At 39.5% G+C, this 13424-nt stretch carries 11 protein-coding genes; 3 read left to right on the forward strand and 8 right to left on the reverse strand.

The features are described 5' to 3' along the window. Positions 1-377: 377 nt before the first annotated feature. Entirely contained in the window at positions 378-1712 is a 1335-nt protein-coding gene (gene gdhA, locus NQ550_RS11815; protein ID WP_025577090.1) for an NADP-specific glutamate dehydrogenase, read from the forward strand. Positions 1713-1848: 136 nt separating this feature from the next. Here gdhA and nrdR read toward each other — a convergent pair whose 3' ends face one another. Then, entirely contained in the window at positions 1849-2298 is a 450-nt protein-coding gene (gene nrdR, locus NQ550_RS11820) for a transcriptional regulator NrdR (protein ID WP_008703527.1), read from the reverse strand. Positions 2299-2578: 280 nt separating this feature from the next. Between nrdR and NQ550_RS11825 the strand changes: the two genes are divergently transcribed. Next, positions 2579-2833, forward strand: a complete 255-nt coding sequence (locus tag NQ550_RS11825) for a YlmC/YmxH family sporulation protein (protein ID WP_008703528.1) — start codon at positions 2579-2581, stop codon at positions 2831-2833. Between the two features lie 219 nt (positions 2834-3052). Next, a complete protein-coding gene (gene sigG / locus NQ550_RS11830; RefSeq protein WP_008703529.1) occupies positions 3053-3832 on the forward strand; it encodes an RNA polymerase sporulation sigma factor SigG in 780 nt (259 codons plus the stop codon). Between the two features lie 139 nt (positions 3833-3971). Here the strand turns inward: sigG and NQ550_RS11835 are convergent, their stop codons facing one another. From NQ550_RS11835 to NQ550_RS11865, 7 genes are all read right to left on the reverse strand, one after another. Further along, a complete protein-coding gene (locus NQ550_RS11835; RefSeq protein WP_025577091.1) occupies positions 3972-6860 on the reverse strand; it encodes a CDP-glycerol glycerophosphotransferase family protein in 2889 nt (962 codons plus the stop codon). Between the two features lie 207 nt (positions 6861-7067). Then, a complete protein-coding gene (locus NQ550_RS11840; protein WP_025577092.1) occupies positions 7068-8357 on the reverse strand; it encodes a CDP-glycerol glycerophosphotransferase family protein in 1290 nt (429 codons plus the stop codon). A 10-nt stretch (positions 8358-8367) separates the two neighbouring features. Continuing rightward, positions 8368-8784: an FAD synthase family protein gene (locus tag NQ550_RS11845; RefSeq protein WP_008703533.1), complete on the reverse strand. Its 417-nt coding sequence runs from the start codon at positions 8782-8784 to the stop codon at positions 8368-8370. A gap of 60 nt (positions 8785-8844) precedes the next feature. Then, the gene (locus NQ550_RS11850; RefSeq protein ID WP_025577093.1) at positions 8845-10104 is read right to left on the reverse strand and encodes a CDP-glycerol glycerophosphotransferase family protein; all 1260 of its coding nucleotides are present in this window, start codon (positions 10102-10104) and stop codon (positions 8845-8847) included. Beyond that, positions 10085-11119, reverse strand: coding sequence for a Stealth CR1 domain-containing protein (locus tag NQ550_RS11855; protein ID WP_025577094.1), 1035 nt, complete (start codon positions 11117-11119; stop codon positions 10085-10087). Before NQ550_RS11855 ends, NQ550_RS11850 begins: the two co-directional genes overlap by 20 nt. A 7-nt stretch (positions 11120-11126) precedes the next feature. Next, a complete protein-coding gene (locus NQ550_RS11860) occupies positions 11127-12233 on the reverse strand; it encodes a glycosyltransferase family 1 protein (protein WP_008703536.1) in 1107 nt (368 codons plus the stop codon). Positions 12234-12295: 62 nt separating this feature from the next. Further along, positions 12296-13390, reverse strand: coding sequence for an acyltransferase family protein (locus NQ550_RS11865; RefSeq protein WP_025577095.1), 1095 nt, complete (start codon positions 13388-13390; stop codon positions 12296-12298). Positions 13391-13424: the final 34 nt, after the last annotated feature.

Raw genomic sequence — 13424 nt, forward strand, 5'->3', positions numbered from 1 at the left:
TCGGTCTACATCTTATATATTCTGTTTCTGAATAGAAAAAATCAGATTACCGCTTACTGTTCACGCACTACTGTCCTGCGAGCGTTTTTTAACTTCCATTTGCAGTTTCTTACGGATACATGGCAATATAAGAACCGAAACGTACAGTGCGAATTTACGCAGTTTTTATAAATATACTGTATTTTTTAGAAATTGCTATAAATTGTATGGATGATTTTTAACATTTTCTCATACTTGGCGCCATTTCGCAAGTACAAATTTTGTTCAAAAAATTTTCATAAAAAAATTTTCATTTGGCTCTTTCCATTTGTAACACTTTAGTGTATAATAACGTCGATTTAAAAAATAATTATACGATGGACGAGGAGGAAATCATAATGTCTTATACTGAAGAAGTATACGAAAGAGTCGTAGCACAGAATCCAAATGAGCCTGAATTCCATCAGGCAGTAAAGGAAGTTTTAGACTCCCTTAAAGTCGTAATCGACAAAAATGAAGAGAAATACCGCAAGCTTTCCATTCTGGAACGTCTTGTTGAGCCTGAAAGAATCATCTCTTTCCGAGTTCCGTGGGTAGACGATAAAGGTGTTGTACAGGTAAACAAAGGTTATCGTGTACAGTTCAACAGTGCGATCGGACCATACAAAGGTGGTTTAAGATTCCATCCGTCAGTAAACCAGGGAATCCTTAAATTTTTAGGTTTCGAACAGATTTTCAAGAACTCCCTTACAGGTCTTCCGATCGGTGGCGGTAAAGGTGGTTCAAACTTTGATCCTAAAGGAAAATCTGACAGAGAAGTTATGGCATTCTGCCAGAGCTTTATGACAGAACTTTCCAAATATATCGGTGCTGACATGGACGTTCCTGCAGGTGATATCGGTGTAGGCGGACGTGAGATTGGTTATCTGTACGGACAGTACAAGAGAAACCGCGGATTATACGAGGGTGTTCTCACAGGTAAAGGTCTTTCCTACGGTGGATCTTTGATCCGTACACAGGCTACAGGATATGGTCTTGTATATATGCTGAACGAAATGGTTAAAGCTAAAAACGACACAATCTCCGGTAAAACTCTCATCGTAACAGGTTCCGGTAATGTTGCCATCTACGCAGTAGAGAAAGCTGCCGAACTTGGCGGTAAAGTTGTTGCTATGTGCGACTCCAACGGATATATCTATGATCCGGAAGGAATCAAACTTGACATAGTTAAAGATATCAAAGAAGTAAAACGTGGACGTATCAAAGAATACGCAGATCGCGTAGAAGGCGCTACTTATACAGAAGGAAAAGGTATCTGGAACATCAAATGTGATATCTATCTTCCATGCGCAACTCAGAATGAACTTGACCTTGATGCTGTTAAGATCCTTATTGCAAACGGATGCAAATATGTTGCAGAAGGTGCAAATATGCCTACTACCCGCGAGGCAACTGATTACCTTATGGCAAACGGTGTAATATTTATGCCTGGTAAAGCAGCTAATGCCGGTGGTGTTGCTACTTCCGCACTTGAAATGTGCCAGAACTCTGCAAGACTTTCCTGGACAGCAGAAGAGGTTGATACAAAACTTCATCAGATCATGGTTGATATCTTCCATAAAGTTGATGATGCTTCCAAGCGTTATGATATGGAAGGCAACTATGTTGCAGGCGCTAATATCGCAGGCTTCGAGAAAGTTGTAGATGCTATGATCGCTCAGGGTATTGTTTAATTTATTTTAGTTAATTACCCCCATAAAAATACACATAAAGAGCCGGCGGGATATTATTCTCGTCGGCTCTTTATATTTGCCCGTAAATCCTTTCACACAGAGCATTCATACATTACTGTTCACACAAAACTCTTATTTAATTCATAAACTTCTTCAGCTCGTCCATAAAAGTACTGACATCTTTAAATTCTCTGTATACAGACGCAAAACGTACATAAGCAACTGCATCCAGATCTTTCAAATGTTCCATAACGATCTCACCAATTCTGGTGCTGGAAATCTCTTTCTCTTCGGTATTAAAGATTTCTCCCTCTATGGCATCCATCATCTCTTCAATCTTATCTATGGATATTGGTCTTTTATAGCAGGCTCTCAGAATTCCCGACTGAATTTTACTGCGATTATACTGTTCTCTGTTCTGATCTTTTTTGATCACAGTAAGCGGAATACTTTCCACCTTTTCATATGTGGTAAATCTCCTTCCGCAGGCATCACACAAACGACGGCGACGGATAGAATTGGTATCTTCTACCGGTCTGGAATCAACTACTCTCGTATTATCCTGATTACAAAATGGACACTTCATATGACGTCCCCCTTTAATTCGTATTACTGTTTTCTGCTTATGTACTATATACTTGATTCGGTTAAACGGCTACAAATACGTTACTGTTCACTTCATTCTCAGTAACACAAATACAAACAGTTATATATAGTTTTATTATACTGTATTTCTATTTAAGGTGTCAATAAAAGGACTTGCATAAATTTTTGCAAAAATACATAAATTGTTATCAAACGCATATCAGATTCTGAAAGCATTGGCACGACAGTCTGATTTTAACCGGAAGGACTGTATCTGATTTATGAAAATCTGTGAATTAAAGCAAAAAGAAGTAATTAATATCTGTACCTGCCGCAGTCTCGGATGTCCCATTGATGCGGAATTTGACTGCAAAAGCAGTCAACTCACTGCCCTTATACTTCCAGGCCCCGGAAGATTCTGCTGCCTGTTCGGACGTGATAATGAATATATCATTCCTTGGGAATGTATCAGCCAGATCGGGGACGATATCATCCTTGTGAAAATAGACGAAGAAAAATGTTTCCATAAAGGCTGATATTTCACCGCAGAGAATTGTCAAGGACCTATATTTTTTATATTTTCCCGGTCAAAGTATAAATCCACTGCTATATGAGAATCATTCTTACTGAAGTATATGACAACTATTCGGCAGCCACTGTCCTTTTTTTATTTCCTGAAATGATTTCGGAGGATCCTGGCTCATATCTGCGAATAGTCGGTTTACATCCAGAGATAATAAGGAGGATTCAATAAGATGGCACTGAACAAAGTTGAAATCTGCGGAGTCAATACGTCGAAACTTCCTGTTCTTACAGCAGAAGAAAAAGCGGAACTGTTCAGACGGATCAAAAACGGCGATGAACAGGCACGTGAATTGTACATTAAAGGAAATCTACGTCTTGTTCTCAGCGTAATACGACGATTTCAGAACAGCAGCGAAAATGCCGATGACCTTTTTCAGATCGGATGTATTGGTCTGATCAAGGCCATTGACAACTTTGATACCACTTTACAGGTAAAATTTTCCACTTATGCAGTTCCAATGATCATAGGCGAAATCAGGCGATATCTCAGGGATAACAACAGTATCCGTGTCAGCCGTTCTCTTCGTGATATTGCATACAAAGCAATCTATACCCGCGAAAATTATATGAAGCAGCACCTGAAAGAACCTACAGTTACCGAAATTGCACAGGAAATTGGTATCGAAAAAGAAATGATCGTATATGCCCTTGATGCTATCCAAAATCCTGTGAGTCTCTTTGAACCGGTCTATACAGAAGGCGGTGATACTCTTTATGTCATGGATCAGATCAGTGACAAAAAAAACAAAGAAGAACGCTGGATTGAAAATCTTGCTCTCCGCGAAGCTATGCAGAGACTAAATAGCCGCGAAAAGCATATTATAGAACTGCGCTTCTACGAAGGAAAGACGCAGATGGAAGTAGCTCAGGAAATCGGCATCTCCCAGGCACAGGTCAGTCGTCTCGAAAAAAATGCACTGAAATCCATGCGTAATTATCTGCGTCCATAAAATGATAATTCAAGATCCGTATTCAGAAAAGCAGCCTGGCCCAATACCTGCCAGACTGCCTTACATATCTTTTAAAATATACCGTTTTCCGCCTCTTTCCAATGAGGTTCTGATCCGTCTGTGAAGCTTTAATGAAACTTTAACACTTCAACAAATTCTGCCAGTTTTCTATATTAAATATCTGCTTCACATCCAGAGCCCCTGACATTGCAGGAAAGAACTTCTTCATATCAGTAAATACCAGAGCATAGTCGAACTTTGACATTCCAATCATCCTGCGAAGCTCACGCCTGTAAAAATCCAGAAGCATCTCCGGCACTTCTGTTTTCTTAGATTTCATAAACTTTTTATGACATACATATTCTTCGTCCGTAGCCGGGTAGGAACGCTTCCAGTATAAAACCCTGATTTCTTTTGGCAGACTATCCAGTTTCTCAGAAGACTCCTCTTCTTTTGCACCATTCCCGATCAACGTCACATCAAAATGCTCATAATCCACTTTGTTCAGAAATTCATAGAATGCCTTTGTCTCCTGTGTATCACTGAAATCTCCTGCATATACCAGAAGTTTTACTTTATCTGTCTGATTCAGATATATCGGATTTACCGGTTCTTTTCCATCAAGCAGGACTTCTGCTATACGTTTGCATGCTTTTCCATCATCTCTCGGACATATCTGTTCTCTTGCTTTTTCATACTTCTCTTTACAGGAAGCAGCCACTCCCGGAAGATCCTTCAGAAGTTCACCAAGCTTCTCAGGGGTAGACACTGCCGGTCCCGGAAGTTTGTCAAATCCGAAGTACAGACCTCTGTAATCTTCAAAATTCTCCGCATCCGGCACATAAAACAGAATCGGTTTTCCTGTCAGCATGAAATCATAAAAAATACTGGAATAATCAGAAATCAGTACATCTGTCACTGACAAAATCTCATTTGTATCCATTGTTGCAGGAATAAATTTTGTCTGCGCATCACCAGGTTCCATGGCATTCTCTTTCATATAGTGATATACGATCTGATGAAGCTTGACAAATATCTGATATTCATTTGTATCTATACTGTTCTCCATTACATTGATCAGCTTATAGACATCCTGCAAATCTGTATCCGGACGGCTGTATTGTTCGCCTCTCCATGTCGGTGCATAAAGAATAATCTTTTTATCTTCCTTTACGTCCACTCCGCAATCCTTAAGTTCCTGTATCACTTCTGCTCTGTCACTGTCAAAAAGCTTATCATTACGCGGGAAGCCCTCTTCCAGCACTGTGCCTTCATACAGATTCTGCATTTTATACGAATCTTTGTATGCTGTCTTTGTCATATAAGGTCCGGAGGAAACTATATAATCTGCACTGAGCAGATTTCTTGCTGTATTTCCCTGAGAAATATTTGCTCCCGGAATATCAAATCCCATATTCTTCAGAGGAGTTCCATGCCAGGTATCGATCAGTACCTGACCTTCTCTTTTAAGGAAATAGCTTGGAAAGCTTACGTTATTTACCAGATATTTCACTGTCGCAAGTTCCTTACAGTATTCCTTTGATTTATATTTTACAAATCGCACGTTCGGGTATTGTTCGTATTTTTCAATCTGTTTTCTGTTATCCTCGAAGTCCTCAAGCACCCAGATATGGGTATAATCCTGATACTCTTCTTTTTCAAGAAGATACAAAAACAGAGCATAAGGATTACAGATCATACCACGTCCGCCAAAAGCTTCATAAAGAATTGTATTATCTCTTATCTGGTATTCCTTTACAAACTCGGCATAGCTGGTTCTAAGCGGATATTTCTCCCTGCACTCCAGAATCTGTTCTTCATTTTTCATATAAAAGGTCTTGATTCCCATTACACGATTAAAAAGACGATTCCACTCTTTAACTGCCTTCTCAATGGCAAAGTCCTCAGATTTCCAGATTGCATTTCTGGACATCTCTCTGCGGAGTTCTTCATCATGTGCCAGCTTCAGCATCGCATCTGTAAATTTCTTTGTATCAAAAGCTTCCGGCAGGTATCCTGTTTTTCCATCATCGATGATCAGATCCATCGCTCCTGTATGGAATGCGATGACAGGAAGACCAAATTCAAAGGCTTCCATGATAACCATCGGCCATCCTTCCCACCTGGACGGAAGAAGGAAAACAGAAGAATTCAGATAATACTTCTCCGGCTCATTTGTATAACCGACAAAATTAACTCTGTCCTCAATACCACGTCTCTTTGCATCCGCCACAATCTGATTCCAGAGATCACCGGCTCCGATAATATCCAGCTGCCATTCATCATCCTGCTTACAGAACTCTTCAAAAGATTCCATCATCAGATCAAGACCCTTGGCATATACAAATCGTGTAGCCATAAGGAAACGCTTGGATTTTGGGTCGCATTTTCTCTCACTCACGAAGCTTCGGGGATTAATTTTAACTTCTGTATCAATATCCAGAAATTTTTTGTAATCGCGCTTATCATAGTCACTGAGAACAATGTATCTGTCCAGCTTCGGCAGATATTCCTGGAGCAGACATTCCTGTTTCCAGAATACGACATTAGGAACATCAAGATATCCGGCATAACAGTTATGCTGCCATCCGATTGTCTTTGCATTCAGCTCCGGCGCCAGCATACCCAGACGAAGGCTTAAACTTGCAGTTGTGATAATAATATCATAATTCTGCTCATTTAAATATTTTACCCATTTTTCTCTGGTCTTTTTCGGGAAAATCGCATCTGCCAGAATATCATTATATTTTTCTTTATTAAAAATCCCATATTTGGCATTCAGTTTCTGAACAAGATAACGCCAGCAGAAAGCCGGTGTATGATGTCGATTGACAAACTCATTATTATCAATAAAGTCAACCTTGATATCCTCACTCATATGATACATATTCCGGTCTTCTTTAAATCTGTCCTGATATACCATGATCGTCACATCATGCTCTTTTACAAGTTCATTCGCAAGAAGTGTGACAACTCGCTTAGTTCCGCCAAGATCAAATATCTTGGTGCACCAAATACATATTTTCATTTATCTTTTTCTCCTGTTATGACTTTCTGATATCTGTATCCTATAGCAATTCCATAAAATAATGCAATCAAGACAGTTCAGCAGAGTGTGAAGGACAAGGAAGATATCTGCAGGCGTGCTGACGCACGGCAAAGATATCTGACGCAGGACTTCACGCTATGATGGACTGGATTGTTTGCAGTGATTTATGGAATTGCTATAATATCATTACATTGTAATGTTAAAATAATCCAACACACGCTGGCAGTAATTGTCACACACATTATGTGTTTTTGCTCTTACACTGGCACGCTGTTCTTTATAATTATCTTTTCCGTTTTTAATATCCAGGATGAAATTCTCAAAATCCTGCATATTATACATATGTTCGCCAGGCATATATTCCAGCGGATCATCAAACACCCATCCTCTGGATTCCGTATAAGCCTCATAATCATCCAGTGTGAATCCAAGCGGTCTGTCTAACAGCAGATAATCAATCGCAACAGAAGAATAGTCAGAAACCAGCGCATCCGAACAGTTGATAAACTCATAAAGCTGCAGTCCGTTATCCGCAAGATCTCCGTTCTCCAGATAAACAATATTGGTAAGGACATTCTCACCAAAATCATAAGGTACCTGAAGGTAATGCTTCTTGATAACAATAAGAATATGATTCTCCTTACAGAACTTATTCAGTTCCAGAAGCTTATCTGCATCATCAATGATAGGAATATTGAATTCATTATTTAAGGTTTCCTCGTTCAGACGCTCACTGGAAGCATGTCTGTAGGTTGGCATCCACAGGATCAGTTTCTCGCTGTCTGTTTCCTTCAGAAGTTTCTTTTTATATTCATCTGCACGTTCACTGCCCTTAAGCATCATATCATAACGGGGATATCCAAACGAGAGCAGTTTTTTGGAAGTACATCCAAAAAATTCCATTTTGGTCTTAATGAAAATGTTCCCCGGTACCAGACAATAATCAAAGAAAACCTTACGCCCGTTCTTATTTGCCTTGTAACCACAGCCATGCCAGAGATCGATAAAGAGCTGATTTCTTCTCGACATACCAATCCAGTTAAAAGCCTGGGTGTAAAAAATATATTTTGATGTCAGTGCATATTTATATGCTTCTGCTCTTCGGATCGTGGAACCTTTCTTAAAGTTCTGCACAAATTTCACATTTTCAAACTGATATTCTTTATATTTAGACGGTTCATGGACCAGCCATACAATCTCATACTTTTGGTTGTATCCTTTCTCAATAAGATAGTCAAACAAAGCACGACCATTATCCGTAAAATCATCATTTGTTTCAAAGAGCATTCTATTCTCTACAAGTGCAGGGGGGAATTTCTTAAGGCGTCTGATCTTGCGATTATCATATAATCCATAGGTCACAGTTGCCCATGTCTCCTGCAACATGGCTTTTCTTCCCTTTTGAACTCTGACCTTGTTAATCTTGTTAATGGATTTTTTCAGTTTTTTTATTTTCTTTTTTATTCTTTTTTTCATATCTGGCTCCCTAGAATTCTTTTAATTTCTCACGAAGCATCGTTGAGGATGTATCTTTGGTATATGGCAGAAATACCAGCTTAGCGCCCAGTTCTTCCATTTCTTTTCCAGTCTTCTCCCAACGTGCATTGCCCTTCCAGTCATCTCCAATATAGATTTCATTAAAGTGGACTTTTTCCCATACCTGCTTTTTGTCCAGGGTTGTCGTCACGATCACCTCATCAACATATCTGATGGCCCGTACAATCTCTGCCCTTTCTTCCAGCGGAACGATCGGTCTTTTGTTTTTATATGACTCTACCAGATCATCCGCATTCACACCGACAATCAGATAATCGCAATGTTTTTTTGCATTTCTGATCAGGTTCAGATGTCCTATATGAAACATATCAAAGGTTCCCTGTGTATATCCTATTTTTTTCTCCATTACATTCTCCCTGTTTTATTGCATTAATAGATAACTGTTCTCTTCGCATTCATATAACAGCTACAATTGTAAATAATCTGCAAGCCTTTTGCAATAGTTTTCTGTTTTATTGTGCATCTGTTTCAGATTCTTTGCTCTCTCCTGCCGGTAACTGTCTGTTCCATCAGTCAGATGTTTCATAAATTTTCTGATATCACAGGCATTATAGATTTTCTCACCCGGCATATATTCCAGCGGATCTTCAAATACAAATCCCCTTTTTTCTTTATATATATTGTAATCCGCAAGCACATATCCAAGCGGTCTGTCCAACAGCAGATAATCTACTGCCACTGACGAGTAATCAGAGAGCAGACCGTCGCTGATCCCTATCAGTTCATAAAGTTTTATCTGTTTTTTCTCCAACAGGGCTTCCGCAACATAACGTATATTGGTAAACTCCTGTTCATTCTCATCCCATTCCGTCTGAAGCGGATGCTTCTTTATGATCAGAATAATCTCCTGCTCCCTTAGATAACTGTCCAGTTCTTTCAGCTCGTTCATATCCTGTATTGCCGGAAGCTGACAGGGAAGCTCAATTTCATTTTCCGCACACCCTCCCAGATCACTTTTTCTGAAAGTCGGCATCCACAGAACAGCTTTTTTCCCTTTCCATCCGAACAGACTGTCCAGAATTTCATCCTTACTCATTGACGGATGCAGCATCCAGTCATATCTGGGATATCCCATCATTAACAGCCTGTCCGGTTCGCAGTTCCATAGTCCGGATTTCGTTTTCACAAATACCGGTCCGGGAACAAGTGCATAGTCAAAATCAGGCTTTATATTCTGTTTTTTCTTTCCCTGCTCTGCATCTTTATAACCGCACCCATGCCACAGATTTACAACTGTCTGTCCTTTACACCGATACCTGTTCAGTCCTGCACTGTTATGAGAATAAAAGAAAAATCCGGCTGTAGCACCATAATAATATGCCAGCGGACTGCTCCATCCATATTTATTTTCAGCAGTTACAAATTTTACATTTCCGGTATTCTGATTTCTGAATTTTCTTTTTTCAGAGACCAGCCAGATGATCTCATATTTTTTATTATACCCGGAACTTATAAGATATTCATAAAAAGCTTCCGGATTATCTGTGCAGTCCATCATTTCCCGATTTTTAAACACAAGCCGGTTTTTCTTTACTTTTCCAAAACGCACAGTCAGCTTTCCAATGACCTGCTGCTCTGTTTTTGTCATAAAACGACCGATATAGTGCAGGATCATTCCGAAAAAGCCCAGCCTTTCCGTATATTTTTTAATCGCACTTTTTGTCATACATGCCTCCGGAATCTTTGTAAGATAATTCAAATGCAGACTTTTCGGGAAGGATACTCTCAAAAGAATCTTTGATATTTCTTTTCTGTTGTCTGAAATCTCCTATATTTTCCGTATCATTTATACACAATATTTTACACTTCTGATTTCTGAGTACATCATGTATCTGCCGGTCGTGAAGACCTATGGTAAAAAATTTCCCGATTTTTGGTGATTGAGGTTCATATTTTCCCTCCATATACTGCCAGTATTTCATCACATACTGATTTACATCCCCCGGAGAACGGAATCGTGTCCTGCATACTCTGTCCAGCACTTCGCCTTCTTCCCTCCACACTTCTTCAAAGGTACTCTTCAAAAAAGAGCTTGAGATATGAGAATATTTAAAACTGGAAAACTCCCTGTACGGAAGCATCAGCATATTTCTGAATACCATTTTTCCATATGCAGGATGAAACCATTTTTTCCAGTTTCTGCCAATCACTTCTCTCTTTGAATAATGCATATTTACAAGTGCCGCATTGTTCATAAGAATGCAGGCAAACGGATTATTGATATCATCCTGTACCAACGCTGTTTCTATACAATAGTCTCTTGGAAGACCATTTCTGAAAAAGTCTTCCGGTTCCATTTTATTTATGATGAAGGTATCATCATTAAAATATACAAACTGTTCGGATAAACCTCGGATCCGATGCATATTCAGTTCAATGGGATGACTGCTGAATGTGGGCAGATACTGCTTCGGAATATAATCCTCGTGTTTTACAACTGTCAGTTTCGGATGATCTGTATTCAGCCAGGAAGGGATATGCCCCCATGTCACAAAATATATATGATTCACCCATGGAGCAAATTTTTCAACACCTCTGAACCAGTACTGCAGATTTTCCCAGTCCCGAAATCTGCTGTCCTGTGTCTGGTCATTTTTAATTCCCAGATACTCATTTCTCTGCTTTATCCAGGCTGAGTCTGATCCATCCACCCATGGCAATACAAAATCAATCTTGTCCATCTGTAATTTACCTCGTATGATAATATAAATCTTTCAAACGTTTTGCCTCTGTCTCAATGTTAAAATGCGCATCTGACAGCCGCATCTTTATCAGATCAGCCGCTTCTCTGTTCATAGAACTCATTGCCATCACTGCTGCCGCCCACTGTATATTATCTCTGTCAAGTGACAGCCGTCTGACTCTCTCAGGAAAAACAACTGCCTCCTCAGACACCGCCTCTGACATTACGCAGGCAAGTCCATTTGCCTGGGCTTCAATAAGCGCAAATGGCACACCCTCAAAAACAGACGGAAACAGAAAAACATCCATAGCAGATAAATACCTGCGGATATTCTCCTGTTTACCGGCAAAATATACCTTATCTTCCAGTCCTTTCTGCACTGTTTTCTCTTTTATCTCTTTGTACAGACCTTCCTTTGGACCTACCAGACACAGCATCACATCTTTTTTTTCGGAAACAATCTGTTGGAAAATATCAAGCATTCTGTCATGATTCTTCGGAATATCAAATCTTCCTACATGACCGATCACTGTTTTATTTTCCCATCCCAGTTCCTTTCTGAGTGAATCTCTGTCTTTTTCTGAAAAACTGAACTTCTCTGCCTGAATGGCATTATTGATCAACGTAACCTGACCGCTTTGGAAAGCTTTATCTCCAAACAGCCACCTGCCCGCCATTTCTCCGCATGCAATCCTGTCAGTAGCATATTTTGCAATCTTTGGTCTGTTCCAGTTGTCCATGATTTTTCTGATCAGTCCGGGACAGGAAGAGCTGTGGCTGTGCGCAATTATCTTTGGCACTTTCATTGTATGAGCCACACGTAACGGAACAATATTTGCAGCTGAAAGCATATTTACATGTACTGCATCATATTTTGTTTCTTTTAATATTTTTTTCAGTTCTTTTATATAGCCCTGATAGTTCTTTTTTACATTTGGAATATAGTAGATCCTTCCACCCAGTTTCCTGATTTCCTCTTCATATGCAATTTTATCATACATACACACAAAATCAAACTGTATATCCATATGCACCAGAACTCTATAGTAATTCATCACAAATGCTTCCAGACCTCCGGCAACATTTCCCATTCCAATCTGCAGTATTTTCATGATACGCTCTCCCATCCGTCACTATTGTCCACTCTGAATCCTATTGCGATTCTCTCGAAAAATCATTCCCGTACCGCATAATGTTCCGTCACCTTTTTCTTTAACAGCCGTATCAGTTTCTGATATCCTGTAATCTTCTTAAGAAAATCCAGGCAGTAACTGATTCCCAGCGAAATCACAAGAACTGCAACAGGAATCAGCCAGAATTTTTTTAATGCAAATACATATTTTCCCAGAGAATCTCTCACAAATGTATGTACCAGCCAAATGTTCATGGAATGCTTGCCCAGATACTGAAGGAACAAGGATACAGGCGTAATCCTGAACAAATATTCAACGCAAAAGAGAATCAGCAGGAATGGAACAAGTGCATACCGGAATTCCCAGAAAATTTTCAGGTCGATTTTATGGTACAGGAAAAGGCCGGCACACAGTAAAGCAGACAAACAGATGAATTTTAATTTTTTCCGCCTGTATTCATGCAATTTTTGAAAGAAATTATATTTACAGCATAACATTCCTGCCACAAATATCAAAAGAAATGAATATGGCTTTGAGCCTCCCTGAAATCCAATACCTAAAATTCTCGGAAGCAAAAAGATAACTGCAATACAGAATATGCCTCCAAATTTCTCAATCGTCCCATCTAACAGAGGAAGCAATATAATAAATACAAACGCAGCACTCATATACCACCATGCCCCGTTAAGACTTTCAGTCTCCAAAAGTCTGGAGATTCCCAGTATATCTGCAAATACGGCGAATCCTCTTTCATAAAAGGTTTCTCCCCACTTGCTCGGATCCTTAAGTCCAAGTCCAAAGTAAATAAGATAGGATACAGCTGCAGTAAACCAGAATCCGGACATAGTGGAAAGAAGATGTCCGGATATCCATTCTGATACTGCATACTTTTCTTTATTTTTCATTTTAGCCGAATATCCATACATCAGCCCGTAACCGGATACAAATGCAAATATTGCCACGCAGATTTTACAGCATTCCGCAATAGCAACAAGCTGTTCTGTTGTCAGCCCGCACAGATCCACCTGATATCTTTCGATTCTGTCTGCAAGACGGTAGCAGTGGTGAAAGATCAGCAGTAACACTGCAAGACCTTTTAAAGCTGCTGAATCTTCTTTTTTTAATCCGTTTGTCATATACTCCTCCGGATATTTCTGACTTCTTAAATTT

Source organism: Blautia wexlerae DSM 19850, assembly GCF_025148125.1.
In the GTDB taxonomy this organism is placed as follows: Bacteria; Bacillota; Clostridia; order Lachnospirales; family Lachnospiraceae; genus Blautia_A; species Blautia_A wexlerae.

What these genes read in the sequence shown, in the direction of transcription:
- gdhA (WP_025577090.1), top strand. Translation starts at nt 378, where the DNA reads ATGTCTTATACTGAAGAAGTATACGAAAGAGTCGTAGCACAGAATCCA.
- NQ550_RS11825 (WP_008703528.1), top strand. Translation starts at nt 2,579, where the DNA reads ATGAAAATCTGTGAATTAAAGCAAAAAGAAGTAATTAATATCTGTACC.
- NQ550_RS11835 (WP_025577091.1), bottom strand. Translation starts at nt 6,860, where the DNA reads ATGAAAATATGTATTTGGTGCACCAAGATATTTGATCTTGGCGGAACT.
- NQ550_RS11840 (WP_025577092.1), bottom strand. Translation starts at nt 8,357, where the DNA reads ATGAAAAAAAGAATAAAAAAGAAAATAAAAAAACTGAAAAAATCCATT.
- nrdR (WP_008703527.1), bottom strand. Translation starts at nt 2,298, where the DNA reads ATGAAGTGTCCATTTTGTAATCAGGATAATACGAGAGTAGTTGATTCC.
- NQ550_RS11845 (WP_008703533.1), bottom strand. Translation starts at nt 8,784, where the DNA reads ATGGAGAAAAAAATAGGATATACACAGGGAACCTTTGATATGTTTCAT.
- NQ550_RS11860 (WP_008703536.1), bottom strand. Translation starts at nt 12,233, where the DNA reads ATGAAAATACTGCAGATTGGAATGGGAAATGTTGCCGGAGGTCTGGAA.
- NQ550_RS11850 (WP_025577093.1), bottom strand. Translation starts at nt 10,104, where the DNA reads ATGACAAAAAGTGCGATTAAAAAATATACGGAAAGGCTGGGCTTTTTC.
- NQ550_RS11855 (WP_025577094.1), bottom strand. Translation starts at nt 11,119, where the DNA reads ATGGACAAGATTGATTTTGTATTGCCATGGGTGGATGGATCAGACTCA.
- sigG (WP_008703529.1), top strand. Translation starts at nt 3,053, where the DNA reads ATGGCACTGAACAAAGTTGAAATCTGCGGAGTCAATACGTCGAAACTT.
- NQ550_RS11865 (WP_025577095.1), bottom strand. Translation starts at nt 13,390, where the DNA reads ATGACAAACGGATTAAAAAAAGAAGATTCAGCAGCTTTAAAAGGTCTT.